General features: G+C 69.1%; 29 protein-coding genes and 1 pseudogene. 22 read left to right on the top strand and 8 right to left on the bottom strand.

The annotated features are described in order from the left end of the window. Window positions 1–205 (top strand): annotated as a pseudogene (locus ACIBCT_RS39165) (hypothetical protein); the annotation flags it as partial. A gap of 253 nt (window positions 206–458) precedes the next feature. On the opposite strand, the gene ACIBCT_RS39160 reads toward ACIBCT_RS39165, so the two are convergent. Continuing rightward, window positions 459–644, bottom strand: coding sequence for a hypothetical protein (locus tag ACIBCT_RS39160; RefSeq protein ID WP_399197106.1), 186 nt, complete (start codon window positions 642–644; stop codon window positions 459–461). Window positions 645–1,934: 1,290 nt separating this feature from the next. Beyond that, window positions 1,935–2,174, bottom strand: a complete 240-nt coding sequence (locus tag ACIBCT_RS39155) for a hypothetical protein (RefSeq protein WP_399197105.1) — start codon at window positions 2,172–2,174, stop codon at window positions 1,935–1,937. 311 nt (window positions 2,175–2,485) lie between these two features. On the opposite strand from ACIBCT_RS39155, the gene ACIBCT_RS39150 reads away from it, so the two are divergent. The 3 genes from ACIBCT_RS39150 (at window position 2,486) to ACIBCT_RS39140 (ending at window position 3,990) form a co-directional block, all read left to right on the top strand. Next, on the top strand, window positions 2,486–2,944 hold the full coding sequence (locus ACIBCT_RS39150) for an STAS domain-containing protein (RefSeq protein ID WP_399197104.1): 459 nt from the start codon (window positions 2,486–2,488) through the stop codon (window positions 2,942–2,944). Window positions 2,945–3,009: 65 nt separating this feature from the next. Further along, window positions 3,010–3,384, top strand: coding sequence for an STAS domain-containing protein (locus ACIBCT_RS39145; protein ID WP_399197103.1), 375 nt, complete (start codon window positions 3,010–3,012; stop codon window positions 3,382–3,384). A gap of 201 nt (window positions 3,385–3,585) precedes the next feature. Then, complete coding sequence (locus tag ACIBCT_RS39140; protein WP_399197102.1) at window positions 3,586–3,990, top strand: ATP-binding protein; 405 nt, start codon at window positions 3,586–3,588, stop codon at window positions 3,988–3,990. Between the two features lie 129 nt (window positions 3,991–4,119). Here ACIBCT_RS39140 and ACIBCT_RS39135 read toward each other — a convergent pair whose 3' ends face one another. The 6 genes from ACIBCT_RS39135 to ACIBCT_RS39110 form a co-directional block, all read right to left on the bottom strand. Next, entirely contained in the window at window positions 4,120–4,530 is a 411-nt protein-coding gene (locus tag ACIBCT_RS39135) for a hypothetical protein (RefSeq protein ID WP_399197101.1), read from the bottom strand. A gap of 809 nt (window positions 4,531–5,339) precedes the next feature. Continuing rightward, complete coding sequence (locus tag ACIBCT_RS39130) at window positions 5,340–6,089, bottom strand: hypothetical protein (protein WP_399197100.1); 750 nt, start codon at window positions 6,087–6,089, stop codon at window positions 5,340–5,342. A gap of 739 nt (window positions 6,090–6,828) precedes the next feature. Further along, complete coding sequence (gene dnaB / locus ACIBCT_RS39125) at window positions 6,829–8,190, bottom strand: replicative DNA helicase (protein WP_399197099.1); 1,362 nt, start codon at window positions 8,188–8,190, stop codon at window positions 6,829–6,831. After that, window positions 8,187–8,582 carry a hypothetical protein gene (locus tag ACIBCT_RS39120; RefSeq protein WP_399197098.1) on the bottom strand — a complete coding sequence of 132 codons (396 nt, stop codon included), beginning with the start codon at window positions 8,580–8,582 and terminating at the stop codon, window positions 8,187–8,189. Before ACIBCT_RS39120 ends, dnaB begins: the two co-directional genes overlap by 4 nt. Window positions 8,583–9,881: 1,299 nt before the next feature. Continuing rightward, a complete protein-coding gene (locus tag ACIBCT_RS39115) occupies window positions 9,882–10,694 on the bottom strand; it encodes a protein phosphatase 2C domain-containing protein (RefSeq protein ID WP_399197096.1) in 813 nt (270 codons plus the stop codon). A gap of 1 nt (window position 10,695) precedes the next feature. Then, window positions 10,696–11,541: a hypothetical protein gene (locus ACIBCT_RS39110; protein WP_399197095.1), complete on the bottom strand. Its 846-nt coding sequence runs from the start codon at window positions 11,539–11,541 to the stop codon at window positions 10,696–10,698. Window positions 11,542–12,038: 497 nt separating this feature from the next. Between ACIBCT_RS39110 and ACIBCT_RS39105 the strand changes: the two genes are divergently transcribed. The 18 genes from ACIBCT_RS39105 to ACIBCT_RS39020 all read left to right on the top strand — a co-directional run bounded on the left by ACIBCT_RS39105 (window position 12,039) and on the right by ACIBCT_RS39020 (window position 24,916). Next, the gene (locus ACIBCT_RS39105) at window positions 12,039–12,284 is read left to right on the top strand and encodes a hypothetical protein (protein WP_399197094.1); all 246 of its coding nucleotides are present in this window, start codon (window positions 12,039–12,041) and stop codon (window positions 12,282–12,284) included. Continuing rightward, a complete protein-coding gene (locus ACIBCT_RS39100; protein WP_399197093.1) occupies window positions 12,281–12,964 on the top strand; it encodes an SsgA family sporulation/cell division regulator in 684 nt (227 codons plus the stop codon). The genes ACIBCT_RS39105 and ACIBCT_RS39100 overlap by 4 nt, the downstream gene beginning before the upstream one ends. Next, window positions 12,961–13,212: a hypothetical protein gene (locus ACIBCT_RS39095; protein ID WP_399197092.1), complete on the top strand. Its 252-nt coding sequence runs from the start codon at window positions 12,961–12,963 to the stop codon at window positions 13,210–13,212. Before ACIBCT_RS39100 ends, ACIBCT_RS39095 begins: the two co-directional genes overlap by 4 nt. Continuing rightward, entirely contained in the window at window positions 13,209–13,604 is a 396-nt protein-coding gene (locus ACIBCT_RS39090) for an ATP-binding protein (protein ID WP_399197091.1), read from the top strand. The genes ACIBCT_RS39095 and ACIBCT_RS39090 overlap by 4 nt, the downstream gene beginning before the upstream one ends. Next, the gene (locus tag ACIBCT_RS39085; RefSeq protein ID WP_399197090.1) at window positions 13,601–14,086 is read left to right on the top strand and encodes a hypothetical protein; all 486 of its coding nucleotides are present in this window, start codon (window positions 13,601–13,603) and stop codon (window positions 14,084–14,086) included. The genes ACIBCT_RS39090 and ACIBCT_RS39085 overlap by 4 nt, the downstream gene beginning before the upstream one ends. Further along, window positions 14,083–15,228 (top strand): hypothetical protein, encoded by a 1,146-nt coding sequence (locus ACIBCT_RS39080; protein WP_399197089.1) that lies wholly within the window; start codon window positions 14,083–14,085, stop codon window positions 15,226–15,228. Before ACIBCT_RS39085 ends, ACIBCT_RS39080 begins: the two co-directional genes overlap by 4 nt. Window positions 15,229–15,347: 119 nt before the next feature. Next, a complete protein-coding gene (locus tag ACIBCT_RS39075; RefSeq protein ID WP_399197088.1) occupies window positions 15,348–15,836 on the top strand; it encodes a hypothetical protein in 489 nt (162 codons plus the stop codon). Window positions 15,837–15,844: 8 nt separating this feature from the next. Then, entirely contained in the window at window positions 15,845–16,057 is a 213-nt protein-coding gene (locus tag ACIBCT_RS39070) for a hypothetical protein (protein WP_399197087.1), read from the top strand. Window positions 16,058–16,192: 135 nt separating this feature from the next. After that, window positions 16,193–18,136 carry a hypothetical protein gene (locus ACIBCT_RS39065; RefSeq protein ID WP_399197086.1) on the top strand — a complete coding sequence of 648 codons (1,944 nt, stop codon included), beginning with the start codon at window positions 16,193–16,195 and terminating at the stop codon, window positions 18,134–18,136. Between the two features lie 9 nt (window positions 18,137–18,145). Continuing rightward, window positions 18,146–18,574, top strand: a complete 429-nt coding sequence (locus ACIBCT_RS39060) for a hypothetical protein (RefSeq protein WP_399197085.1) — start codon at window positions 18,146–18,148, stop codon at window positions 18,572–18,574. Between the two features lie 19 nt (window positions 18,575–18,593). Then, on the top strand, window positions 18,594–19,472 hold the full coding sequence (locus ACIBCT_RS39055; RefSeq protein ID WP_399197084.1) for a hypothetical protein: 879 nt from the start codon (window positions 18,594–18,596) through the stop codon (window positions 19,470–19,472). Next, the gene (locus ACIBCT_RS39050) at window positions 19,469–20,923 is read left to right on the top strand and encodes a hypothetical protein (protein ID WP_399197082.1); all 1,455 of its coding nucleotides are present in this window, start codon (window positions 19,469–19,471) and stop codon (window positions 20,921–20,923) included. The genes ACIBCT_RS39055 and ACIBCT_RS39050 overlap by 4 nt, the downstream gene beginning before the upstream one ends. Window positions 20,924–21,142: 219 nt before the next feature. Next, window positions 21,143–21,448: a hypothetical protein gene (locus ACIBCT_RS39045; RefSeq protein WP_399197081.1), complete on the top strand. Its 306-nt coding sequence runs from the start codon at window positions 21,143–21,145 to the stop codon at window positions 21,446–21,448. Window positions 21,449–21,486: 38 nt separating this feature from the next. After that, window positions 21,487–22,152 carry a hypothetical protein gene (locus tag ACIBCT_RS39040; protein WP_399197079.1) on the top strand — a complete coding sequence of 222 codons (666 nt, stop codon included), beginning with the start codon at window positions 21,487–21,489 and terminating at the stop codon, window positions 22,150–22,152. Between the two features lie 68 nt (window positions 22,153–22,220). Then, complete coding sequence (locus tag ACIBCT_RS39035) at window positions 22,221–22,475, top strand: hypothetical protein (RefSeq protein ID WP_399197078.1); 255 nt, start codon at window positions 22,221–22,223, stop codon at window positions 22,473–22,475. A 100-nt stretch (window positions 22,476–22,575) separates the two neighbouring features. Continuing rightward, window positions 22,576–22,749 (top strand): hypothetical protein, encoded by a 174-nt coding sequence (locus ACIBCT_RS39030; RefSeq protein ID WP_399197077.1) that lies wholly within the window; start codon window positions 22,576–22,578, stop codon window positions 22,747–22,749. 218 nt (window positions 22,750–22,967) lie between these two features. Next, complete coding sequence (locus ACIBCT_RS39025) at window positions 22,968–23,609, top strand: NUDIX hydrolase (RefSeq protein WP_399197076.1); 642 nt, start codon at window positions 22,968–22,970, stop codon at window positions 23,607–23,609. 161 nt (window positions 23,610–23,770) lie between these two features. Beyond that, complete coding sequence (locus ACIBCT_RS39020) at window positions 23,771–24,916, top strand: Pycsar system effector family protein (RefSeq protein WP_399197075.1); 1,146 nt, start codon at window positions 23,771–23,773, stop codon at window positions 24,914–24,916. Window positions 24,917–24,991 lie beyond the last annotated feature (75 nt).

The raw sequence follows: 24,991 nt of genomic DNA, 5'->3' as shown, positions 1-24,991 counted from the left end.
CGTCGACTTCATCATCCGCCACACCGCAGACGGCCTGCCGGCGCCCGAGACCCTGCGCCGCCTGGTGCGCAGCCTGCTGAACCACCACGACGATCGTCTCCAGGACGATGGCACGGTCGTGCTGGTGGAATGGCACGGCAACGCCCACGAGCCGGTACATCCGACAGGCGCGGCGCCTGAATCAATCGTGCCGATCCTCGGCTGACGCATCGCCCCCACCGGCTCCCCGGCCGCCGGGACCCGTGCCCGGCTCGGCGATCCGCCCCGTCCCGGAGCCGTCTTGCGCGCCCGCGCGCAGATGGCTCCAAAAACTCTCAAAACTCCGTCTCGGGTCGACCGGTCTGGCGCGCCGCTCGTGCGCGGCCGCGGCCGCCGCGCTACCGTCCCGCGCGGGTACCCGCCTAGGTACGCGCCTAGGCGCGCAGGAGCACACGATCCGCCGGCCCCGGGTTCCGGGCTCAGATCCCGAACAGCTCCAGCTGCTCACCGCGGCCGGGATCGGCCTCGCCGGGGGTGGTCAGCCTCAGGCAGCGCTGGCAGGTGACCGGGCCCCGGTCGGGGTGGGTGGCGCCGGGGTCCCAGCCGCTGACGCCGACCATGCAGGCCGGGCCGGGCATCCGCTCCCCGCCCAGCCACCGGGTCATCGCGACCGCGGCCGCCGTGCAGACGCGCGAGCGATCGTCCGTGGACGTGGACGACCGCGCGGTGGCAAGGGGATGAGGGCGCGGTGTGTTTCTGGCGTACTCCGGCCGCCCCCGTGGTTGAGGCGGAAGCCAGCCACCGCGAAAGCGTTGGTCGTTGCGTGCAGCGGGCCGTGCCAGAAGCTCGTCGGGGCGGTCGGTCCATCCATGATCCATACTGAGCGCAAGGCACTCAGAGTCACTATCGTCACTCTGAGTAACGGTGCGTTATAGCAAAAGAGTAGTGAACCGAATCACGAACTGACGGGCCGAGAAGAAAGTTTTCCCTGGTCAGAGGCGTTTTACCATACGCAAGCCGCATGATCCCGTTACCGTCGGCTGCCCTTACGTCTTTGCAACCTGCTCGATTCGAGGATAAGTTCCACGACGCGTCCCCGAGATGTTGCTCGGCAACATCACGCTGCGCAAGCGAAAGGCTCTGCCCCGGCGGCCAACCAGAAGCAGAGCCCGTCTCGCTACCGCGAGCTCAGGTAGATGATCATCTACTTGGGCTCGCTGTTGTTCCACCACTCCCACAGGAAGTGGCCTGCCCGCAGTGCGAGCGGTCCCCACACCGGTGCGGTCCGACGCGCGGAGCTGATGAACTTAAGGCCTTTCTTCCGGCAGAGCCGAGCCCGTTCGCGCATCCATGCCCCACAGACCGCAACCCGTCTGTGAACTTCTTTCAGACGCCACCCACCGGCGGTCATCCGTCACCCCCTCCGGAGCCCGATAGGTCAAGGGATCGACCAAGGCGCCGGCCGATCGATCCCGATCGAGACAACCGATCGGAGCGGTGGGCTGACTGCTTGTGTGTGGCGTCGGAGAACCTACTGCGACCACGCCATGAAAACAAAGCCATCATTAGCATAGAAGGCCATCCGGCCCTAATGATCTAGGATTAACCCCTGGTCAGGGCTCATTTATGCTATCGAGATATGCATTCGATCACATCTCGCGAAACCCTCCAGAACAAAGGGGCTTTTGCCCCTTTCTATGACACGGGTCGTATTTTCCTCTCAGCGGCGGCGCGTTGCCAGCTCATCGGCCACCCGGACGTGCTCACGGGCGCGACAAGCCAGCTCAGCCGCGCGAACAGCCACGGTCTCGGCGAGCACGACCGTTCGCAGTTCCCAGCTGGCGGCGCCCGCCCCGTCCGCCTCCGGGGCGAGGCTCGGGCGGTGAGGCGTCCTCGACGTCGACCACCGGCCTCCCCTTCCCAGCGAAACGACCCCGCCCCCGGGCGGGGACAGATCACCTACGACGCTGGCAGGTGACCGGGCCCCGATCGGGGTGGGTCGCGCCGGGGTCCCAGCCGCTGACGCCGACCATGCAGGCCGGGCCGGGCATCCGCTCTCCGCCCAGCCATCGGGTCATCGCGACCGCGTGCACGATCCCGCTGGAGCGCACCCGCAGGTTGGCGTCCGCATACGCCGAGCGCGCCGCCGCCGCGAGCGCGGCCAGTGCCTCGTGCAGGCCGGGAGCGTCCGTCATGATCTCCAGCTAAGCAGCCCATACCGACACAACCGATGACAGCTCGCGCGCCCGCGCGTAGATGGCTCTCAAAACTCTCAAAACTCCCCGCTCTCCAGGAGAACCGCCCGGGGGTGACCTCGTGGCCGTGGTGGTGGCCGCCGAAGACGAGCGTGACCTGAGCGGGGAGAGCGGCCAAGGGAAGCGCGCCGTGCGCCTTCTGCGCGCGGGGCAATTACCTCCCTCAGGGGTGCGCGCGAAATGGACGCTCCATGCGAGACCCGGAACAATGGTGTTGCTGGCGCAGTACGCGACCGCAGGGAGGTGGCGTCGTGCCAGGTGATCGGAACGTTCCGCAGGTGCAGAGCTGGCGGGTGGGGCCGGTGCGGGTGCTGCGTGTCATCGGTGAGCTGGACGCGGTGACGGTCCCGGCCGTGGCGGAAAGCCTCGATGAGGCGCTGCTCACCTTCGAAGAGGTGTTGCTGGTCGTCGACCTGACCCAGGTGACGTTCATCGCCTCGGCCGGAGTGGGCGCCATGGTGGAGATCCGCCAGAAGGTCCAGCAACGCCGCGGGCGCCTGGTCGTGGTCCTTGCTCCGCAGGGGCGTGCGCGCCGCCTGTTCGAGCTGACCCGCATGGTCGATCACTTCGAGACTCGCCTGACACTGCCCGAGGCGGTGCACGCCCTGCGACCGGATGAGTCACACCTCCTTCTTCCCGAGAGGACAAGGCCGGCTCCGGAGCCGGCCCCGGCCGCGACACCGCCTCCCCAAGGCCCTGGCGACGCCTGATCAACGACATCACCGGCCTGGTTTCACGGGTCTGCCGTTCCTGCTCCTTCACCGAAGGCCTTGCGATGACCTCTGCCGTTCAGCTCGACTTCTACCTCGATCCCACCCTGCCCGACGTCCTGATCGTGGTGTTGGGTGGTGAGCTGGACTACACCACCGCCGAGCACCTGCGCTATCGGGTCCTGGAGCTGCTGGAGGGCGGCCATCGCCATCTGGTGCTGGACGTGGGGGCTGTGACCTTCTGCGACTCCACCGGCCTCAGGATCTTCCTCGACTTGCGCACCGTGATTATCGACCGCGGCGGCATCACCATCTTGAGCGATCTGACCCCTCAGCTGGAGCGGACTTTCGCGATGACCGGGCTGAGTTCCTACTTCACCCTCCAGCCCACTCGCGCCGACGCCCTGGCCCTGCTGCGCGCCTCCACCTCTTCTTCGTAAAGGGGCATCATCTCGGTGCGGCAGATCAAACCCGTCCCTCGCACGCGGCTCCCCGGTGCGGCTCTGGCGATTGGCGACGATTACGCCGTCTCAGGCGGGTAACTACCCTTGTGTCGTTCATCATCAGTGGTCTGGTTCTGATAGGCGCGTCGGTAGCCCCCCGGTGAAGCCACAGACAGCGTTCACCGGAAGGAACGAGGTGTGCACGCCCAGCAGCCGTATTACCGCTGGCCGATCAGCAAGGATCTGGTCGGTTTACGCCGGCACCTGTACCACCACGCCGACCGGGCCGGGCTGGTCGGGACGCGACGTATCGACCTAGTACTGGCCGCCAACGAAGCCATCGTCAACGTGCTGGAGCACGGCGATGCGACCGGCACCGTGATCGTTCGATACGACGCCCAGGTGTTGATCGTCGACATCATCGACACCGCCGGACGCCTGCGCCCCGAGCACGCCCCCCGCCGGCCCCCCGCCGCGGGTGTGCCCCGCGGGCTCGGGCTGTGGCTGATGAACCGTCTGTGCGATGAGTTCACCATTGACCACATCGACGCAGGCTCCCGCGTCCGGCTACAGATGCACCTTCCCTCCGCCTCGGCCTGGTGAACGCCGCCCCCTCTGGGCCAAGAGCCCACCCGCGGGGAGCGTCTCACGCACAGACCTGCTGAAAGCTCTGCGGCGGTGAGCCACGGGCACAAAGCCGATTCGTGCCCGCACGTGAGGGGAGCGGGTCGATTATGGCCGCCCCGGCGGGAAGTGCCGGTCGAGAATCTTGGCCCATTCGGGCAGGACGACGAACCCCCCACCGGAAGCTTGGCGGATCGCCTGGAGCCCGACCAGCTCGGCCAGTGCGGCGACGAACGGACTCTCCCGCTGCTCGGCCGGCAGCGCCCGCAGTGCCTCCTGCAGACGGGCATAGCCGGCCGGGAAGGCCGTGGCCGCCCACTCGTCCTCGCGGCGCACCTGCTTGGCGCTGATCTCGATCTGCCGCTGCCATTCCAGGTGCTCGGCGCAGTCGGGGGCGTGCCAGATCTCCGTGATGGCCTTGGAGCCGCCCATGAGCACCAGGCTGTTGTCGGGGCCGGGCCCGGCCTGGCAGGTGGGGCACTGCTGGGTCTGCTTTGCGGGGTAGGGCTGATCGGCCATGAAGCTCACCTCTGTCACAGGGGGAAGGGGAGGCCATTGTGCGCCCACCCCGCCATTAGCGCCAGGTAGTTGATTGTTCGCTTATTGTCACGAAGTGACGATACCTTAGCACCGCTTCCAATCTGTGTGCTTATGTTCCGTTACGCATCGTCATGAAATGACGATGCCTTAGCACTGTTGATGATCCTGCTGTGTGCGTTGATGATGAATGCGCCCTGTGTCACTTCTTCGACTACTTGTGATTTTTGGTGCCGTGTGTCGCTCTTTGTGGTCTGCGCTGTGTAGCGCCGGCTGCTGATTCCTGCGTGATCTTCTGGTCGTTGTGGTGGCTGTCGATCGCGTCGTGGCGTCGGTCCGGCCGGGGCTCCTCGGCCTCCTGGCGCTCCTCGTCGATCCCCTCTCCGGCGCCCGCCCGCCGCGATCGGCGCACCGCGCCCGGTAGGGGCCGATCTCGCCCGCGGGGCGGTAACTCCGGTTTATCTACTAACTTGCTCCGCGCAGAACGGCATTTTCGACCGCCTCGACGAACGTCCCGGGCGCCGCTGAAAGCCGGGTCTTCTGGCGCTCCTCGTCGGCGCCGTCCGTCCGTAAGGTGGTCTTTTCCACTAACTTGCGCAGCACGAAAAAGGGCCCAGCGGCCGACCCCGCCCGCTGGTCTTCCTCACCCCTCCCGGCTCGTCCCCCGCGGCCTTCCCGGCCGGCGCGCGGCCGACTGTCCAGTCCGCCGACCGAGCCTCAGCGAGGGAGCGGACTTGACCGGCGGCAAGCGCCGGCCACACTCCGGGCCGGGGGCGAGAGGGCGCACTCGTTCATTCCGGGAGGGGCAGGGGAGCGCGAGGGGCGTCGAGGTCGTACGTCAGGGCGTAGTGCCGTTCGAGGTCGAACGGCTCCCACTCCGGGTCGCAGAAGACGGCAACGCACGGACCACGATGATGCGGACAGCGCTGCTCCAAGTACGTCTCTACGGCTTCCGGGGGAAGCGGCCCATACGCCTCCACAAGGCGATCACCGATCAGCACCGGCACCCAGTACGTCACCTGCCCGTGCTCCCAGGCGAAGTTGCGGCATCGCCGCCCCGTACCAGCTCTGGCAGTGCAGTACCCAGCACCGATGGCGTCGGGGAAGACCAAGAGCTGCCGCTCTCCGTCGACGTCCAACAGCACGGGCGCCCTGAGAAAACCGACCTCCACGATGAGACCGTCTTCCACCCGAACAACGCACGATCGCACCGCCTTGTCAGGACCGGCCCCTGGGAGAAAACGGACCAAGCTGGGCAGAGGGGAACGCTCGCTCAGCCTCTCGACGCCGACTCCCTCGGGGCCGGCCTGGCAGCCACCGGGTGGATTCAAACGGACCTTTTCACCGTCCGCCGACTCGTTGACGCTGATCAGTCCGTTCGATTTACACGTCAGGACCTCCGCAGTGCCGTTCGCCCGAACGGCGAACCCGACCACGGGCACGTCGAAGAAGTCCTCGCCCACATGGGTGCGCAGAAACCACCCCTGGGCCGGCAGGACCCCGATGAAAGAAGAGCTGTTCGGATCTTCGTCGAAGCTCATGACCAGCCACTTTGGCCAGCTTCACCGTCCCTTGGAACCTCCCACGCCGAGGATGCCGATTCGGAGCGAGACGGAAGGTTCGGGCAAGATCATCCCGGCCTGCCGGAAGCACCCTCGGCCGAAGTCGACCTGTCCGGTGCGCGGTGGGCGGACAAGACCACCGCGATCGACGGAGACGGCGCCGGCGGCAAGCGTCGGCCAACTCCAGGCCGGGGCGAGGAGGCCCAGCGGATCACTTCTGAGAATCGACATTCCCGGAAGAGATCGACAACTCACGTTAAGCTCACTTATCGAAAGTCAGCAGGACGTTTCACCAGGTCAGAGCGTCGCAACCTCCGATAACGTTCCTTATCGGGGGTTGGTGTTTTCCCAGGTCAGAGGCCATATAGGTAGCGGGAAGGCAGCCTCCCAGAAGCTATGGCCCCCGCCCGCCCCGCGCCGGGCTCTCCTCGCGGTCAGCCTTTCAGCCACTTCCCAGAGGGTCCGCGTTCTACCTCATGCTCTGCATTGCGGCATGCTTTACGATGTAAAGACCACTACGCCGTCTCACGTCGACCACGCCACCGAATGCCCTCGCGCGGCCCTGAGAGCCATGGAGAGCCCCGAACGGCCACGGGCCCGGGGACGGTACCGGACGGGCCCACGTGATCGCCTGGGGTGATCTAGGCGCCCCTCATGCCTCACCGACCGCCCGGGCGAAGTCGGCCACAGCGGGTGAACTGAGATTCTCTGAGGACTCTCAGTCGGGGGCCATGTCGACGACGCTGGCGTAGTGCCCCTGGAAGGCCGCCGAGATCGTGGCGGTCGGCCCGTTGCGGTTCTTACCGACGATGATGTCCATCTCCCCGGCGCGGGGGGTCTCCTTGTCGTGAACGTCTTCTCGATGCAGCAGCAGCACCACGTCAGCATCTTGCTCGAGCGCACCGCTTTCCCTCAGATCGGACACGGCCGGCCTCTTGTCCTGACGCTGCTCGGGGTTGCGGTTGAGCTGCGAGAGCATGACCACCGGGATCTCGAACTCCTTCGCGATCAGTTTGAGCCCCCGCGACAGCTCTGATACCTGCACCTGCCGGTTCTCCGCCCTGGAGGTCGTGGTGAGCAGCTGCAGGTAATCCACCACCAGCATCCGAGCGGCCGCCACGTCGGTGCGGTGTTGCATACGCCGCAGCGACGCGCGGATCGAGGTCAGCGTGACGTTCGGCGACTGGTCGATGATGAGAGGCGCCCCGGAGGTTCGTTCGACCATCCTGACGACCTTGGCCCAGTCGCCTTCGGTCATGCGGTCCTTGCGCAGCAGGTGCATCGGCACTCTCGCCTCGGCAGACACGATCCGCTTGACCATCTCCATGCGGCTCATCTCCAGCGACGCGAAGAACACCGGAGCGCCGTGCTTGATCGCGGCCTCGCGGGCGATGTCGGTGGCGACGACCGACTTGCCGACCGAGGGTCTGGCGCCGATCACGATGAGCTGACCGGCGTGGAAGCCGTCCAGTAGCGCGTCGAGGTCCTTGTACGGCGCGGGGATCCTCGCGGTCTGGGCGGCGCCGTTCTCCAGCTCGTCGAGGAACTCCAGGACCGCCTCGTCGAAGGTCGGCGGGTCGGCCCCGTTCTCGTGGTGGGAGACCAGCAGGGCATGGGCCGTGGACAGGTAGTCGTCGATCAGGTCCGGGTCTCCGTCCATGCCCATCCGGACCAGGCTCGTCCCCGCGGTGACCAGAGACCGGACTTTCGCGAGTTTATGAACGATTTTCGCGTAGTACGTGGCGTTGGCGACGGTGGGAACCACCGACGTCAGCGTGTGCAGGTAGGAGGCGCCACCCACCCTGTCGAGCAGCTTCTTGTCCGCCAGGGCGGCCACGACAGTCACCGGGTCGTACGGCTCACCCCGCCGCGACAGATCGAGAATCGTCTCGTAGATCGTCTGGTGGGACGGCCGATAGAAGTCCGCGCTGCGGATCAAGCCGAGCACGTCATCGAGGGCCTTCGGCGCGAGCATGATCGAGCCCAGTACCGACTGCTCGGCGAGAACGTCGTTGCGCGGGGCCTGAGGATCGCTGACCTGTTCAGCGCCGCTGTCTGGGAAGACCTGCCGGGCGTTCAACGCGGGCCTCCTTTGGCGCTGATGAAGTCGGGGTGACAATTCGGGCACTTGCGGCCGGGGCGGTCGGTGTCTGGATCGATCAGCAGCCGGTGATGGGCGTACGGGTCATGACGGGGGTCATCGCACCTGGGCGGGAGGGCCGGCGCACTTCTAGTCTCACCGACGCGAGGTGGGGGCAGGTCCCGCAGGCGCGATGCCCACACCGCATACAGCGACCGCACCCCGTTGAGCTCGGCGACCAGCTCGGCGCGCAAAGCCTCAGAGGTCCACCCTGCAGTCCATGCCGTATCCACGAGGTCGATCAGGCGCTTGCGCTGGACTGTGCTGGGCTGATGCTGCCACGGCAGCGACATCACCAGTTCGACCGCCGCCGCGCGTCGCCCCTCGAGCACAGGGGTCTCAGCGACAGCAGACGGCGCTGGCGTTGGGGTTGGAGTTCCGAAAATCTCCTCCCCCTCCTCGTTGCGGAGAGGCGTTTGTGACTCGGGAAGCGTGAGTCCGCTCGGGGGGGAGGGGGGGGAGGGGGGGTCGGAGGGTCCAATCAGAAGGTTGTGGGACTCACAGTCCTCCCGCGAGGGGACTGTCATTCCCCCCGCGAGGGGACTCACAGTCCCCCCGCTTGCTTCAGAGCGAGGGGACTGTGAGTCCCCCCGCTTCTTGCGCCGCTCAGGCCGCGCCTGCCCTTTGTCGGAGCGAGTCGCCTTCGGTGGGGCCTCAGGGATGTTGGGCCGGATGTGCGCGGTGATCGGCGGCCGGCCGCGCTCCGCGCGCTGTTCGTTGATCTCCGCAAGCTGGACGGCGCTCCAGAAGCTCGCAGGGATCATGACCTCCCATACGACGGGCCTCTTGTCTTTGGGGAGCTTCTTCCACCCCTCAGGCATAGGGCCGGTCTGCCTGCGCAGGATGCCGCGCTTCTCCATGGCGCGACACTTATTGCCTGCCGTCTTCGGATCGACTCGGGCAATCCTGGCGAGAGTGGGGTACGACCGGTAGCAGTTGGAGCCGTCGAAGTCGCCCTTGAGCACCAGGGCGCTGAGGATGGCACGCTCCTCGGCGTCGCGGACCGGGGCATGCTCGGCGGCCCAGAGGATCGGGTAGAGGCTCATCGAGCACCCGCCTCCCATGCCTTCCGGACCGCCCGGGGCTTGTCAAGTTTTCTGGGGCGAGCCATGCCGAGCATGACGGTTTCAACAGAGGTGGGTACGCTCATGGGCGAGATGGTTCTTTCTGTGCTGGGCGCGCGAAAGAGCTTGGGGACCGGGGGCTGGCACTCCCGGTCCTTCTCATATCTGGACTGGTCAGCGTGGCTGTGGTGCGTCATGCGGCGTTGTCTATCGGCCGCCAGGGGTTTACGTCTCGGTTCGACCCGAGCACCCCCTGTGAGCAACGGGGCAAGAGCCGGGAACCGGCAGAGGTCGTGCCCATCGTTGTCAAGATGTGCGGTGTCCCACGGCTGAGCTACCGTAGGGGCGAGGTGAGCCACGTGCTGACCTTTCGTTGTGGTGAGAAGCTCAACCCGGTGAGTTTGGCGACTGGCGGGTTGAGCTGATGGACCGGCGGTTCTGGTGCCCCTAGCCTGGGGGCTCCAGAGCCGCCGGTTGCGTTATGAGAGATTCTGTAGGTCCTCCTTCAGGGGGTGTGGCGGGACGCGATTCCTTGAGTCTCGATCCGATTCTTGGAGCTTGAGGGTTCTATATCTCGATCACCGCTACCGTCGCGTCGTCCGACTTCTTGAACCGGGGCCACTTCAGCCCCTCGGGGTCGCCGTCTTCGATCCGGCGGACATGCTGGATCAGGCCGCGGGGGCCGTGCTCCTGGAGGTAGTCCAGGCATGTAGCCCAGTCCATCTCGCCGAATGTGTCGACGGCCCGGGAAGCGCCGTCGGTAAAGATCGCGACTCTCCGCACCTGCGTGGCGGGGACTCTTCCGGTGAGGGCGTTGTCGGCGGCCTCCCGATCCGCGGCCGCCACCCAGTAACCACCGGAGACGTTTCTCTTCTTCAGTTGCTCGACGGACATCCGCGCGACGGCTGCCTGATGTTCAGGGGTGCCGATGGCTTCCTGTCGCGTGCGGGCCAGCGCATCGGGGGCGGCCTGTTCCACGCGGTTGTCAGATGTGACTCGGAGACCGTCGTCGGTGTCCAGGACGATCGCGGTGTCAGCGAGGACTAGCCACTCCAGGTCGTTGCCGACCTTGCGGAGCATTGCGACGGCTGCCGCCGGAATTCCAGGGCTAGCTAGGTCGCAGGTGTCCCGGTGAAGGTCGGCCACCTGGTCGATGGCATCACCGAGCGCCTTGCCCATGTCGTTGTCCTCGGCAAGCAGCATCAAGAGCCGCCCACCAAGGTTCTGCGTGAACCACGTGACCGAATGGTGGCAACCAGGCGTGACTACGCGGGGTGCGGTGACCCCGTCCAAGACGATCACGGTGGCGGGGCCTGCAACGACCCAGTCCTCATTCGGCCGCTCTGCCGAGCCGCCCAAGGTCTCAAATGCGATGATCACGTTATCCTTCGTGCCGGTAAATCGGGGTGATGCGCTCACTGGAAATGATCTCGCGCGTGTCCGAGTCATATCGGCATGAAATGAGCATGGAGAACCGGCGCATCCGCACCTCCCGGTACAGGCTCGCCAACTCGGTGCTCAGGTAGTGAACAACCCCGGCCGCGCCCGCCGCGTGAATCCCGGCGATGTACAGGAAGTGACCCTTGCCGTCAGGCCGGGGCAAACGGCCGAAGTACGCGATGTCCTCGCCTACGTCGTCACCGTCGAGCGACCGGTAGACGGCGCCGGCCTCGCGGTCCACGAGGTGCCACCCCTCGTCGTCCTTGTCGAATGCCAGCTTGTCGTCTGATTCCAGGACTTGCGCGATAAGCGGTGAGTGGCGAGGGCCGCAGATCAGGACCAGGCCGTCACGGTTCAACCGCACATTGCCCGGAGGTTTGACCTCCTCAAAGGTCGACTTCAACCCCAAGTCCTCAACCAGGCAGCGCAACTTGTCGTACGCCCTCATGTCGAAGCTCGACACCACAGGACCAGGGTTCACCGACTTGTTCTCACGCTTCTCGGCGACCGCGACGTTGACGGGTGCGGTCGTGGCGCCGAAGAACGCGCGTTCAGGCGACGGCCCAGACTTCACAAGCTGACTCATGCGGGCAGTCGTGATGCCGAGCTGGCGCGCGATGTCGGCTTGCTTGACGCCGCTACGGATCAACTCCTCTAAGGCCTCACGGCGGATGCGCGAGAACTCCGCCTCGATCGCTTTGACCGTGACCTGAGCCTCTCCCGCAGCCTTCGACCTCTCCAGGGGGTCGCTGATCTCACGGATGCGCTCGATCTCACTCTCGTACATGTGTCACCACCTCTCGCTCCTGTCACTCCAGGGAATGCCGTGACCTGCCGTCCGGACCAAACTAACCACCCCTTAGCAAATTTATCAAGTGGCACTTGACTCAACATGAGGCGTCGCCTAGTGTCCCTTACGTAGCCAGTTAACCACCGGTTAGCGCGACGCTACCAGCACCAACGCCCGGTAAACCCAGCAGGAAACGCCGCAAGATGACCGCCCCGCTGGGAGCCGTACGGACACGCTTTTTGAGAACTCCACAGAGGACAGAACATTGGGGCGGTAGCCGTGACTACTCCGGCCTCACGGGCGTGTCTACGCCGCCCGGCTGACCCCAGATCCACCGCCCCGCACACCCGTGGGGTGGGACTTCCGCCTTCGGGCGGCGCACGACCCCAGAACGTTCAAAGGCGCGCCCCCTGCCAGGGGCGCGCCTCTTGAACTGCAGGAACCCGCCCGGCGAGGCGGATCCCGATCCCTCCGGTGTCACGAAAGGACTTCCCATGGTGTCACGCGCCCCGGTCGCTGCGCATCAGCGGCCTACGCATCTGGACAAGGTCGGCCCCGCCGACATGCGACGCCTGCAGCAGCGCAGGCTGGCCCGGCTGATCAGCAGGGCGAAGACCCGATACCGCAACAACGCCCCGACCTGCCCGGAGTACAAGGCCTTCGTCGACCTGCTCTACCGGCTGGAGAAGAAGAACCGCGTCCGCCGCGTCCTTCTCGCCAGAGCGGGGGCGACCCGATGAAGACCGTGACCGCCGAGGTGCTGCTGCTCAACAAGCGCCGCCCCGACGTGCCGATGACCGGGACGCTGACCTACACCCCGGCGATCGACCCCTACGCGGTGACGCTGGTCTTCCAGGGCCATGACGAGATCACCGCCAAGACCTTCAGCCGCGACCTGCTGGCCGCCGGCCTGCGAGAGCCCGTCGGGCCGGGAGACGTACGGATCGGCCCGGTCGGCGATGACGACTGGGTCCTGATCGCGTTCAGGTCCGACGCCCTGGGCACCCGGTTCGAGGTGTTCATCCCGCGCGACCAGGTGACCGCGTTCGTGGCCCGCTCCTACCGGGTCGTGGCCGCCAACGACGAGCACGAGTGGATCGACTGGGACCGCGAGGTCACCCAGCTCCTGGCCGCCGAGCAGACCCGCCGGACCGAGATCCGGCTGTGGGAGATGCATGGCTGGCGCTCCCGCACCGGCACCCTGGCCGCCGCCCCGGGCAACCCGCGGATGGTGGTCGTCCAAGTCCCGACCTCCTACGGGTCGGTCATCACCTGGCAGACCCCCAAGGCCCTGCTCGCCGCGCAGGCCGAACAGGCCCGCCACCCCGACGACGGGTGGGTCCGCCTAGCCGTGCCCGGCGACGAGACGCTGCTCGTCCAGGCCGACGCGATCGTGGCGTTCCTGGCAGGTGCGTCATGATCCTGACCCTCCCCAAGACCGCCGCCCTCAGCCACGAGGACCTTCTGCTCATCGCCGCCGAGCACGCGCAGCTGCTGGCCGCAGCCCGCGCGAGCGTCGCCAGCGCCGACCTCGGTGAGAGCGACCCGCTGATCCACGTGCGGCACGCGCTCGCCGCCTGCGGGCAGATGCCGCCGACCGGAGCCCGGCCGGTGGTGCTGCTGGCGCAGTCGGCGGCCGCGCTCCTGCCCCGCCGGGCCACGCCATGAGCGCCATGACCGTCCACCGGGGAAACTTCCCCGGCCGGACGGAGACGGTGGCCGCGGCCCGCCGGTTCGTCGCCGATCTGGTCGACGGCCTGCCGTGCGCCGCCGACATCGTGCTGTGCGTCTCGGAGCTGGCCTCCAACGCGATCCTGCACAGCGCGTCCGGCGAGATCGGCGGCACCTTCGACGTCCTGGTCGACCTGGACCCGCCCGGCCGACCCGGCGCCGTCGCCCTGGCCGTCGTCGACCAGGGCTCGCCCCAGGTGCCCCGGCCCCGCCGCCCGGCCGAGGAGTCGGGCCGGGGCCTGGCCCTCATCACCACGCTGGCCGACGAGATCGACCGAACCGGCACCACCACCACCGCGCTTTTCACGAAGGACAAGGAGGCGGGATGACGACCTACGAACAGCGAGACCGGCCAGGCGCTGGCCCGGTGAGCAGCTTTGAGACGCTGCCGACGCCCGCCGATCAGTCGCGGACCTTCCTGACCGCCGCTGAGGCGAGGGACTGCTGGCCCACCGGCTACAGCGGAAACCTGAACTACTTCGAGGCGGTCCACGCACTGCGCGACGCCCAGCTCGGCGCCGGACACGCGACCCTGGCCGTCAGCGCGGAGCTGGCCAAGCTCCGCGAAGACCTGGCCAACCTCTCGCCCCGGCGCGAGGACCTGGTCGTCATCGCCCAGGCGGTGCGCGAGCTGACCGGCACCATCGCCTTGCTCGCGCGGCCGGTGGACCTGGACGACGTGACCAACTCCATTGCCGACGTCCGAACCGAGGTGGCCGATGTCGGCGCCGCGGTGCGGGAGCTGGCCGACGCGATCCGCACCCAGCCGCCGCGCCGGGGCTGGTTCTCGCGCTGGAGGGAGGCGAGTTGAAGATCCCCCTGTCTCAGAAGCAGATCGTGGCCGCCGAGCGGACGCTGAGCGCCGGGACGTGGGCCATCACCGCCGGCGCCGTGCTGTTCAGCGTGCTGACCGTGACGCCACTCGTTCAGCGGGTCACCCCGGACGGCTGGGACTGGACCGCGCCGATCCTGCCGATCGTCGTCGACGCGGCCGTGGTCATCGTGATCCGGCTGGACTCGGCGGTGTCGCGGCTCGGCGGACACGGCGGGCCATGGCCGGTCGTGCTGCGCTGGCTCACCGGACTGTTCACGCTGGGGCTCAACGTCGGCGACAGCCTGTGGAAGCAGAACCCCGCCGGGGTCGCCGTTCACGCGGTCGCGCCGCTGCTGCTGATCGTGACCGCCGAGGCGGGCCTGGCCTACCGCCGGGCCATCGCCAAAGCGCTCGATCGGATCGAGCGTGAACAGGAGGCCGAGGCCGAGCGCAGGCGTGTACATGAACGCCAGGAGCGCGAGGCGCGTGAACACCAGCAGCGTGAGCGTGAGGAGCGCGAGCGCCTGGAGCGTGAACGCCTCCAGGAGGCACAAGAGCGGCGCGAGCGTGAAGCCCGCGAGCACGCCGCCAAGCTGGAGCAGCAGCGGCGCGAGCACGAGGCGCAGATGCTCCGCGAGCAGCGAGAGACCGAGCTCGCCCTGCGCAGGGAGGAGGCCGAGCGCCAGGAGCGCCAGCAGGAGATGGAGCGCCGGGAGCGGGCCGAGAGTGAGGCCCGGGCGCGCCAGGAGCGTGAGCGCCAGGAGCGTGAACGGCGCGAGCGTGAGGAGCGTGAGCGGGCCGAGCGGGAGGAGCGTGAACACCAGGAGCGCCAGGAGCGTGAACGGGTCGAGCGTGAGGCCCGTGAACGGGCCGAAGCGGCAGCCCGTGAACGCCGCGAACGCCCGGCCTTGAACGCCTCTCGCAGCGCCTCGGTGAACACCCGCCGGGCGCCGACGGTGAAGGCGATCGCGGCGCCCCGGCTCCCGGAGGACGACGCCCGCAACCTCATCGTGAACACCCCCGGCGCGAGCGTGCGAGACCTCGCCGACATGACCGGCTGGTCGATCGGCTGGGTCTCAAAGGTCCGTAACCAGGAGGCCGAGAACCGCGGCCAGGAGGCCGACAAGGTCCCCGCGTAGGCCAGCACCACCAGTGAAGGCCAGCCCGCCGAAGCGGACTGGCCCTCGCTGCGACTGCCGGACGCAGTCACGACCGGGACGATCCCCGGGCGCCACACCGACCGTAAGGAGAAGTGTTCATGACCAGACCGCCTTCACCCGGGCCGCAGTGGTCCGGGGACATGCTGCGTGACCCGGAGATGATGGCCGCGTTCGCGGCTCAGCTGCGGGGAGTCCTGTCGGATCAGGCCGGGTTCATCAACCGCGTCAGGCGAGATGCCGAGGCGATGTGGAAGGAGAACCCGCCCGAGGGGTATGGCACCTTCGAGGCATGGTGGCGCCACCAGTGGGTGTGCGCGCCGTTCGACGAGATCCAGCAGCTCATCGAGAAGGCGGCGGAGAAGACGCACGCTCTGGAGGCCCGCTACCGGCGCGGCCGCCACGAGATTCCCGCCGCTCGCCAGGCCGCTGCTCAGGCCCGGCGTGCTCCGTCGCTCCCGCGGGGCCCCGTCGACCGCCCGGCTCAGCCGCGGCCGGCGGGGCCCCGGGCGGCGGCACCGCCGCTGGACGGGGACTTCCTGGATCTCGCTACCCGGGAGGGCCGCTCGAACCGGCGGCGACCGGCATGAACCGGCCGATGACCAGCGCGGAGCGGCGCGCCTACAACCAGCGCCAGCACGCCGAGAACCGCCGACAGCTGGTGGCCGACCGCGGGCCTCGGGGGATCGCCGAGCTGTGGTGGGACGAGGCCCGCAAGATCGCCCGCCACCGGGCCGCGCAGGGCGACGAGGAGGCGTGGAACGACCTCGCGCGAACCCTCAGCAACTACTGCACGCGCTACAGCGCGTGACGGCGTTCTTCATCTTCATCACGCCGTCCGCCCCCTCCCCTCGCGTAATGCGAGCGCGTGAGCGCGCGAGCGCGTGCGCGCGCGAGAGTACGGCTTTTGGTCACTTTCCGTCAACACCTGAGAGGAGCGCCGATCGTGGCAGATGACCCAAGCTCTGACGACAACGTCGTGAGCTTCCGGCCCCGGCCGGACGGCTCACCCCCGCCACCCCCGCCGCCGCTGCCGGCGGGACCACCGACCCTCGTGCTGCCGAGCTCGGCGAGCGTCATGGGCACCGACGAGCGAGGCGACGAGCAGGACACGGCCGCGTCCTGGCCGAACCTGCCGGCCGTGCGGGAGATGGCCCCTCCCGTGCCGGTCCCGCGGTTGCCCGCCGTCGACGAGGGCGGCGATGACGGGGACGAGGACGGCGCGTTCACCCTGCCACCGCCGGAGGACCCCGACAACCCGACCGCACGCGACACCGCTGCGGTCGCCATGGCGCTGATGACCGCCCTCGGCGTCGCCGCCGCCCAGGGCATGTGGCAGCGGGTCCGCCACCGCCAGGCGCTCGCCGACAAGGCCCGCGCCGGAGCGGACAAGGCCGACAAGACGACCTCCAAGACGGCCTCGAACAGCCCCGGGGGTACGCGAGCAACGCGGGGCGGAGGCACGGGAGGATCCTCTGGGTCTCTCCTGCGCTCACCTGGAGGGGAGAAGAGCAAGGGCGGACGGGCTTTTGGCCGCCGGACAGGTGACGGCGGGGGCGGCGGCAAGGCGCCCAAGGAGCCCAAGGCGCCCAAGTCGAAGAAGACCCCGCACGGCCCGCCCACCAAACCGGGCGGCAACGGCGGCGGGTCGGGCCCGAAGGGGCCCAAGGCGCCCAAAGCCACCAAGGATGGCAAGGCGGCCTGGTGGAAGGGGCAGCAGACGCCGAAGGGCTCCAAGGACGGTGACAAGAAGGCCGTCACCGGGTCGAAGCCCACCAAGGCGATCGAGGACAAGCGCGGCACGAAGAAGCCGAAGCGCACCGGTGACGGCAAGACGCCTGGCGCTGACCGGCTGACCTGGAAGGCGCCCAAGGGCGACGACAAGGCCAAGGGCAAGACCGGGCCGAAGCGGTGGGCGAGCGGACGCGCTGATGCCACCGGCAAGGGCAAGGCGTCAGGGGCCAAGGCCAAGGGAGGTCCGGGCAAGAAGGACGGCCCGGGCAAGGGGGCGACGACCTCCACGCGCCCGGGCACCTGGTACTGGAAGGCTCCCAAGGGCGACGGCAAGGCCAAGGGCAAGACCGGCGGGAGCAAGAACTCCAAGAGCTCCAAGGGCTCCAGTGCCGGTACCAAGAAGGCGAAACGCAGCTGGTGGAGCGGCTGGAACAAGACCAGCTCGGCCAAGGGCACGAAGTCCAAGGCCAAGCAGGGCGCCAGACAGTGGCAGACGCCCCCGCCTCCACCGCCAGGGTGGGAGGGGATGCGGCCCCCGCCGTGGGCTGACCGGACGGTGCACGTGACCGTCGAGCAGGTCGACGACCGGCCCTGGCCGCGGCCCGAGGCCCCAGCGATCACCGTGGGCCGGGCGGCGCTGACCGCAGGCCCCGCCGCGTCCGCGGCTCCCAGGCCGGACGCGCGACCGGCCTCGACACCGAAACCGGCACCGGCGCCGGAATCAGCTGCGCACCTGCAAGGAGCACCAATCGTGAGCACACCCGTGAGGACCACCCAGTACCGGGACGCGGACCTGACCATCTACGACGTGATCGAGGCCGACGCCGACATGGCCGAGGAGATCACCGACGGGGTCGACGACGCCCGCGCGACCGCCGATGGCTGCGAGCGGCTGAGGACCAAGCTGGAGGAGGTCCGCGCCGAGATCATCGACTTGAAGGTGCCCGGGGTGCTCGCGGGCATGCTGGCGCTGCTCATGGAGAAGACCGCCACCGTCCAGGCGAAAGCCGAGGCCATCGCGGCGAACCTGCCCCTGGCCGCCGAGGCGATCTCCGTTGCCGGCACCAACGCCGAGGCGCGCCACCGGTCTCTGGCCGACGCGGTGCGCGACGCCGGCCACACCCGGCCCGCTGAGCGTGAATACCACGACGAGTAGGAGGACCTCATGGAGCTGGAGAGACGTCAGACCGGCCAGGCGGTCGCGGACAGCGGCGGCGTGCTGGAGACGGTGGTGCGCTACGGCATCGTCATCGCGCAGCTCGCCGCCGCCGGCATCCGCCTGGCCGGGCTGAGCGAGCAGGTCCGCGCCACCTACCGGTACGTCGAGGGCTGCGCCACCAGCGTGGACCGGCTGGCCGAGCAGATGGCGGGCCTGACCGTCGACCGCGACACGGTCGGCGAGCACCACCAGGCCGCGACCGTCATGCGGGCCGTGCTGGCCGACGCCGACGCGATGGCGGCCGCCGTGGAGGACCTGGCGACGCTGTTCGGCCAGACCGCCGCGGCTCACGAGGCCGACTACGGATCGGTCGCCTCGGCCGCCACCGCGATGCCTGTCCCGATGGCTGATGCGCAGTTCTACAGCAACCGCTGACCTGGAAGGAGAGACGACCATGACCCGGACCCCGCCGCCCTTGCCTCCCCTGGACGTAGACATCCCGGACTGGCCCGCAGCGCGGCGGGCCCGGCGCCGCCTCGATACGGTGCGCAGCGCCACCGGCCGCGCGGCCACCGTGGCCGGCATCGCGGCCGCGGCCGCCGGACTGTTCACCGGCGACTTCACCGGCACCGCCCTGCTGGCGACCGCCGCGGCCTCCGGCGCCGGGCTGGTGAGCCTGCGCGCCTGGAAGCCCGGCGGCCACCAGCGAGCCACCGCCTCCGTGCTGTACCTGGCGCCCGGCACCAGCCTGGCCGCCCTCCTGGTCGCCGAACAGATGGTGACGGGCACCCACTGGAGCGAGGCCCTGGCGCTGACCGTGTGGTCGGCCGGCACCTGGGCACTGCGCCCGGCCCGGGTGGCCCGCCGCATGCTCTGTGCGCCGATCCCCGCCGAGGTCGTCCCGGTCTCGGTGGCCGAGGTGGTCGACCACCACCCGGCCGCCCACTGGTGGACGGCAATGGCCGCCGTCGACGGCGGGGTGGCGCCCAGCACCGCCCTGGAGGCGGTCGAGCGCACCGGGGAGAGGTCGATGCGGGCCGTGATCCGCTCCACGGTTCCCGGCGAGCCGGTGCCGGACATCTCCATCCGGCGCCTGTCGGCGCTCATGGACGTCCCCGAGGAGGAGATCGCGATCGGCCCGGTTCCCGGGCGGGGTGCCTCGGTGCGGCGCCTGACGATCGGCAAGCCCGAGGACGCCGACCTCTCGACGATCTGGGCGCAGAAGATTGCCCCGCTGGCGATGCCCGGCGCCGTCCTGACCGACATCCGTGTCGGCTACCCCGGCGCCGCCGAAGCGGCCGCCACCGTGACCGTGAAGGAGCCCGGCCTATGAACGCCCTCGCGGCCGCCACCGGCGCAGTCGTCGAGCTCATGGTGGAAGTGCCCGCAGGCCAGGTCATCAGCTACAACATGAAATCCCTGATGTCCGCCCTGAAGATCAACGACCCGACCCGCATCATCGTGGAGACCGACGGCGGGCGGCAGGCGATCATCACGATCTACCCCAGCAACCCGCTGGCCGAGGTTCGGGCCGTAACCCTCGAAGACCTGGTGATGGACCGGCACGGCCGCATCGTCACCGGCCTCTACCACAACGGGCGCCCGGTCAAGAAGCGCCTCTACGACCCCTCGACGGGGTCCGCGCAGCGGTTCCTGATCTTCGGCACCACCGGTGCCGGCAAGAGTAGAACCTTGCAGATTCAGCTGATCGCCGAGAAGGTCAACGGGATCGTGACCTGGCTGGCCGACCTCAAGGAAGGCCAGTCGGTTCCCGAGGCGCGCGGCCAGGTCGACTTCTACGGGACCAGCCAGGAATTCGCCATCTTGATGCTTCGGTCCGCGGTCGCCGTCGCTCACGCGCGGATGCGCCGCTACAGCGCTATGGGCCGCAACTCCTTCATGCTCGGTGACGACCCGCTGCTGCACGTATGGATCGACGAGGTCAACCGCCTGTTGGAGCGGGGCGCTGTGTACCGGGACGAGGGGACCTACCTGATCAAGGAGCTGGGGCGCACCGGCCGGTCGGTCGGCGTCGGCATCGGCCTGGCCGCCCAGGCGTCACACCTGGAGGAGCTCGGTGGTAGCGACACGCTCAGAGCCATGTTGAAGGAGGGTGAGGTGACGCTGCTCAGGTGGAGTAGCGAGATGATGCAACAGCTGGTCAGCCAGGGTTTGTTGCCCGCCGGGGAACAGCTCATGACCATCCCCAAGACGCTCCGTCCGCGCGTCCTCGTCAGCCGGTTCGACAGAGAGCCCGACGATGACGACGCCCCGGGCACCCAGGGCATGGGCTACCTGCTGTCCGGCCCGCACCCGAGCTCGATGATGCGGCACCTACGCCTCGGCTCCATCGCCCCCCTGAAGGGCCTGGACCCGGAGATACTCGCTCTGTACGGACCGGAGAAGCCCGCTCGCCTGGAGAAGGCCTCCCACGAGGCCGCAGGCATGGCCTACATGCTCCGCGGCGACCAGGTCGCGATGGCCGGGCTGTGCGACCAGGTCCGGATCTCCTACGAGCAGCAGGGCCAAAAGGCGGGCCCGGCCAACGCCAGCGGAGGCGGTGGCGGCCGTGGTTCAAAGCGGGTCCGCCTGGAGGACCGCGTCACCGCGGCACTGACCGACGCCGACGCCCCGATGAGCGCCGACGACGTCCGGGACGTCGTCAACGACGACGGCGGCAAGGAGGTCCAGCTCGGCTCGGTCCGCAACGTCCTCGGCAAGCTCGCCGACGCCGGGGACGTCGAGCGCCTGGATCGCGGCCTGTACATCCTGGCCGACAGCTGACCGGTGCGGGTGCTCGCCCGGCCGCAGGGCCAGTCGGGCTGATGCAGCGGCGCTGCGGGTGCGCGACCGGCTGATGGTCGGCCGCGTGCCCGGAGCGCCTGCTCCGTCGACACGAGGGAGAGAACCATGGACAAAATCAAGATCGCGAGCGTGCCTACGGATCTGCTCAATATCGCCAGAGACCCTGAGGATTGCGATGCGTGCATCGCCGCTCATGAGATGTGGCCAACCTGGCCGCACGGGGCGTGCCCTTACCACCACGGCATCAACGAGGCGTGGGCCACCCTCGACCCCCAGCAGCTCATCGACCAGCTCGCTGCCCACATCCGCCAGCTCCACCTGGAGTACGACCAGGCCCGCGACCGCGGTTCCACGCACGGCATGGAACTGGCCGGCAAGGAGATCCAGGGCATGCAGATCGCGCTCGGGCGGACGCTGGCGTGGCGGGACGGCCTGCCTGAGGAGCACCCCACGTCTGCGTTCAACCGGGGCCGCGACTACATGCGCGCGTGGGCCCCCGCCTGACCCAGTGACCCCCATTCGCCTCCTGGAGGAGAAACCCGATGACCCTTACGATCACCCGCCCCTGTGCCCTGCTGCACATCACCGGCGACGAGATCACCTCCCTGCTCGACGCGGTGCTGGCACACGCCTCCCAGGACGGGGACGACCTGGCGATGCTGCGCCAGCTGCACATCGAGGTCTGCGAGGGCGACCTGCGGCTCGTGTGCTCCGACCGCTTCACGATGGCGATCGCCCGGGTGCCGCTCACCTCGACCACCGAGGACTTCGCCTGCACCTTCGCGGTCTCCGCGTGGCGGATCCGCGAACTCATCCGCGCCTTCGAGGGCAGCGACGGCGTGACGGTCGCCATCGAGGAGCGCCGCCTGGTCGTCACCAACGACGACAAGAGCTACAGCATCCCCGGCGAGAAGTCGGAGCTCCCCTGGCGTAAAGCCCTGGGCCGGTTCCTCACCCCTGCCGCCGCGCCGACCGGCCGCATCCTGGTCAACCCCGCTCTCCTCGCCCGCGTGGGCCCGGCTCGCGCGCTTCACCCGGACGCGCCGCTGCAGATGCAGATGCACGGCGAGCACGGCGCCATGGTCGCCACCCTGGGCGAGCACTTCCTGGTGATCGTCATGCCGATCCAGAACAACGGGCGGCTGAACAAGCAGGCCCTGCCCGATCGCCCGCTGGACACCTGGTTCGACCTGCTCGACGAGCACTGACCCCATCACCCCTGACCCCGGGGCCCCGGCTGGGCCCGGGATTCGCCCCATCATCGGAGGACTCACCCGTGAAGCTCACGAAGATCCGCCCCGCCGTCATCGTCTTGGCGCTCGCCACCGCCCTCACGGTGGCCACCGGATGCAGCACCAACACCGAAGCGTGCGCCGCCACCGCGACGACGGTCTCGGTGTTCTCCCCGCCCGAGCCGATCACCGACGGCAGCTACCGCGACGGCTCCTACGAGGAGGGTGAGGCGCCGCCCGAGCCGATCGAGGACGGCTCTTACCGCGACGGCTCCGAGGACGACACCTCGGGCTGCTGATACCGGGACGGGCGCGCACCAGCGTGGTCATCCGACCAAGAACTCCCACGCCGGGCGCGCCCGCTCACCTCACCGATCCACTCAGGGAGGCACCACCATCATGATGCACCTCACCGAGACGATCTCCTGCGGCTGCTGTGGCGGTATCACCACCGTCGACGCCCGCTCGGCGGCCGCGCAGTATGCCTACGGCAACGACCCGGCCGCCCGCGCGATGCGCCACCACCTGGTCACCGTCGCGGCCGGCGGCCGTCCCGCCGACCGGCCGCGGTGAACCGATGGCGGCGTCGCTGGCCGAGCTCCAAGCCCCCTGCCGACGCTGCGGACATCAGCGCGCCGTGCACACCGGCGGCGCCAAGCCCGGCGGCTGGGCCATCTACGACCGCATTTGGGCCGAGGCCTCCGGCTGGTGCAACCACCCCGGCTGTGACTGCCAGGGCCGCACCTGAGGCCACCGACCTCAACCAGTCCGATCAGAACGGGAGATCCACCATGCATCTGAACCACGCCCCCGTCAGCGCTACCCCGGCCGCCCGGTGCGACAACCGAAGCGTCGGCGTGCTGATCTGCAACGACGCCGGGGAGTACCTGATGGTCGAACGGGCCGTCTTCCCCGTCGGCATCGCGCCGGTGGCCGGGCACATCGACGAGCACGGCGGCCCGGCTGAGGCGGCCCGCGCCGAGGTCTTCGAGGAGGTCGGCCTGACCGTGACCGAACTGACGTCGGTGCTGTCGGCCTGGTGGTCCAACCGGTGCGGCCGCGAGCTCGGTCCGGACGGCGGTGGCCACGACTGGCACATCTTCCGCGCCCAGGTGACCGGAGAGCTGGCGCCCTCGCCGCACGAGACGCGGGGCGCGAGGTGGTACACCGTCGAGCAGCTGCAGGAGCTGACCGACCGGACCATCGACTACGCCGCCGGTCACCTGGCCGAAGAGGAGTTCGCCGCCGCTCCGGGCCTGGAGGCGACCTGGGTGCACTGGCTGGCCGAACTCGGCGTGGTCGACATCGACCTCACCGGCCTGCTGCAGGTCGCCAGCCTGTCCACCCACGGCTGCGTCATCGCGCCCAGCGAGTCACCGATCGGCTGCGAGCCCGACCCCTGGCAGATCCTGCCGGGCGGCCGGTTCGACTGACGGTGGCTGCGGGTCCTCACCCGGCCTGGCGCCGGGTGAGGGTCCGGGGCTCCCGTCCGGGACCACCCCGCTCAACGGGCACGCGCCGGCGTGGCATCTGCCAAGACCTCCATGCCGGGCGCGCCCGCCATCCCATCCCATCCAGAACGGGAAACACAATCATGCACCTGCACTACACCCCGCTCAACGCCGCCTCGGCGGCCGTCTCCCCCACCGCCGCCCGGTGCGACAACCGCCGCGTCGGCGTCGTCCTCGACGCCGGGGCCGGCCGGTGGCTGATGCTGCCCTCGGCGAACGGCATCACCGGCCTCACCGGGCACGTCGACTTCCACCTCACCCCCGAGGAGGCCGCCCGCGCCCTCGTGGCCGACGCGCTCGACCTGACGCTGCCCGGCCTGGAGCTGGTGACCTCGACCTGGCGCGGCGACCACTGCGAGCGCCTGGCCGGCAACGACAGCCCCACCGGGCACAACTGGTACCTGTATCGCGCCCAGGTCGACATCGAGACCCTCGGCATCCGGCAGCTTCAGGCCTTGCGCTGCTACACCGCCGAGCAGCTGAAGGAGCGGGCCTCACGCACCGCGCTGTACGCCTCGCTGCATCTCAGTGACGCCGAGTTCGCCGCCGACCCCGGGATCGCGCCGGTGTGGGTCGAGTGGCTGATCACGGCCGACGTCATCACGGTGAACGAGGACGAGAAGGCGTCGATCGACTGGGCCACCTACCTGACCGCGCCGGCGGTGGCGCTGTCGTGGCAGCAGGCCCACCCCCAGGAGCCCTGGCACCGTGCTCCCTCCCCTGTGTCGGCCACCCGGCGGCCGGTTCCGGCCCACCTGGAGCGCGTCGACGCCGAGGGCGCAGCCGACCTGGTCGCCGAGGCGGCCGCCGCTCGCTCCGAGCTGGCCCGCACCGACACCAAGGCCGGTCTGCTGCTCGGCTTCGCCGGGACCGCGTTCAGCGTGCTGGCCGCGCTGGGCGTGCTCGCCTCCGGCCTGCCGCCGGCGGGCCGGGTCGGGCTCGGGGCGGCGGTGGCGCTGCTGGCGGCCGCGGCCGCGACCGTGCTCACCGTCATCCGGCCCTCCCTGCCCCGCCCGGGCAGTGGCACCGGGTTCATCGCTCACGCCGAGGTCGCCGACGCCGAGGAGCTGCTGGCCGTCCTGGCCGAGGACCCCGAGACCCGCCGCGCCCAGGACGTCATCCGGCTGTCACAGATCGCCGCCGCCAAGTACCGCGGGCTGCGCGCGGCCACCAACCTGATGCTGCTCGCCCTGGCCGTCGTCGTGGTCAGCCTGCCCAGCCTGCTGTAACCCTCCCATCCCCCTCCTCCGGTCCCCGTCCGCGCATCACCGCGCGGACGGGGACCGGACCTGTACCGGCCTCCT

It is taken from the genome of Streptosporangium sp. NPDC050855 (assembly GCF_044456585.1).
GTDB lineage: Bacteria > Actinomycetota > Actinomycetes > Streptosporangiales > Streptosporangiaceae > Streptosporangium > Streptosporangium longisporum.
This window is presented reverse-complemented; position numbering and strand designations above follow the sequence as displayed.